This is a genomic window from Pedobacter sp. (genome assembly GCF_045628745.1).
Lineage (GTDB): Bacteria > Bacteroidota > Bacteroidia > Sphingobacteriales > Sphingobacteriaceae > Pedobacter.
Window position 1 is genome coordinate 1 of the sequence record NZ_JAZQPU010000158.1, and the last position, 2,400, is coordinate 2,400.

At 38.1% G+C, this 2,400-nt stretch carries 2 protein-coding genes; both read left to right on the plus strand.

Annotation, left to right across the window (positions count from 1 at the left end):
• The coding region (locus ACR2F7_RS06515) for a hypothetical protein (protein ID WP_432712774.1) at positions 1–425 on the plus strand (425 nt) is incomplete at its 5' end.
• 400 nt (positions 426–825) lie between these two features.
• The coding region (locus ACR2F7_RS06520; protein ID WP_432712775.1) for a SusC/RagA family TonB-linked outer membrane protein at positions 826–2,400 on the plus strand (1,575 nt) is incomplete at its 3' end.

The window sequence follows — 2,400 nt, forward strand, 5'->3', positions numbered from 1 at the left end:
AACACAATCACATGAAACGAAGCTTTTTACTCCTCCTTTGCATTGCCACCATAGGTTTAATGTCATGCAAAAAAGAAACAATTGTAGATTCAGGTTTGCCTAATGAAACTATAGAAACCGTAATTAACAGTAACCAATGGACATCCAGTGCAGGCGGAACCAGGCTGAGTACTACCATCAGCATGCCAGAACTAGATGAAGCTACTTTTACAAACGATGGCTTAATGGTGTACATCTATCCAGACAATGGCATCAACGAATACAGACAATTGCCCTTTGTATTTAATGGTCAATCGTATAGCTACACTGCAAGAGAAGGATCTATAACTGTTGACATCCAAACCAGCACTGGAAATGGCACACCTGCAAGACCTCAGGTTCCAGTAGGCTTAAGGGTGGTGATCGTAACCAGTACTTTATATTAAGCTATACAATTCCATACATCATAAAAAAAGCGTCCATAGTTTTAAAACTATGGACGCTTTTTTTATGATGTCATTTAAAATCTGTTACCTTCTTATTCAGAATTAAACACCTTTCAAAAAGCAGGACAGTTCAGGATACCAATTTCAAACATTACTTTTAAATTTGAAATAAGCAATCCTGTCTTACAGGTAAAAAACCAATTTATAAACCTTATTGAATCGTAAAAAATGAGCGTAGAACATGCCATTGTTTCGGTTTCTGTTCAAAGCAACCGACCAATTAAAAATTCAATTCCCCCAATAATTGCCGCTGCTTTTAATTTTCACCCTCACATGGTGTCCAGTAATCCTACCGTAATTAAAAAACCATTTATATAAAAACCTACTAATAATTAAAAATATGAATAAAACTCTACACAAAGGTTTACTTCTTTTTTTCTTTTCAATCGCCTCCTCACAGGTCATATATGCTCATCCTGAAAACTACCTTGACTTAAAAACTGGTAAGATCCAGCAATCATTTGAGGTAAAAGGAACAGTGGTTGATAAAAATGGAATTCCTCTTCCAGGAGTAACTGTAAAAATCAAAAATAATACCGGTGGTGTAATTACCGATGGTAAAGGACAATTTGTTTTAAAATTACAAAGCAAAAACGAGACCCTTATTTTTAGTTATATAGGTTTTGTTAATAATGAAATAGCCGTTAACGGACAACAAAACTTAAGGGTTGTTTTAGTTGAGAATGCGAATAACTTAAACGACGTGGTTGTTGTGGGTTATGGTACCCAGAAAAAAGGAAATGTAACGGGAAGTATCAGTAAGATTAGCGCGGAGCAAATTGAAGAGCGTCCCATTACACGTGTTGAACAAGCACTGCAAGGTCAAATAGCTGGTGTAACCGTAAGGAGTACTTCTGGATCTCCTGGTGCAGATATTACTGTTAATGTAAGGGGTGCTGCTTCTATTAACGGAAGTACCACACCGCTTTATATAGTTGATGGTGTGCCCCTTGATAATCTTTCAGGTATCAATCCAGCAGATATTGCATCTATTGATGTATTAAAGGATGCTTCTTCTGCGGCTATTTATGGGTCTAGAGGCTCTAATGGTGTTGTACAAATTACGACTAAGAAAGGTAAATCAGGTAAGCCTGTATTGTCACTTTCTGCCTATACAGGTGTTGCCACTGCTGAAAAGAAGGTAGATGTATTGACTTCGGATGAATGGATACAATTCAATCAAAAATGGTTAGACAGGCAATGGGTAAATAAAACAGGATTGGCCGCAAGTGTGAGTCAGGCAGACCGTATTGCCTATGCACAAAGAACGGATGGAAAAACATATTCCACACGTACTGAATTACTCAATATCCGTGGCACTTATGGTATTTATGATCCATACTGGGGAACTGATGCACTTGAACCTATAGACTGGCAAGATGAAATACTCCGTTCTGCCCCTGTTAATGATGTACAGCTTAATGCAGCTGGAGGTACTGACAATGTTACGTATTCCTTATCCGGAGGCATGTATAATCAAGATGGAATTGTGGTAGGTTCATCTTATACCCGCTACTCTTTCAGGGGTAATGTTGATGCACAACTTAGTAAAAGAGTTAAAGTTGGATTAAGTATTGCTCCATCTTCTGGCACCATCAACGGCGCTAATGTTGATGGTAAAGATAATGCCGTAGCCAGGTCTTTAAGTTTCCCGGGCTGGGTACTTAAAGGATCAGGAAATATGGCTGGTGCTGACCCTTATAAATTTTATGACGGTTGGGGACCAGGTGCTAACAACGTAAGTCCCTATGTTCAAGCCAAATATCCTGACCGAGTTCAAAAAGATGTTAGAATGAATACGGCCTTCAATAGTACGGTTAATATTATTAAAGGTTTAGATTTAAATGGCTTAGTAGGCTGGAATTTCCGTAATAACCTTCAAAAAACTTATAACCCGACCTGGATTCAGGGTACA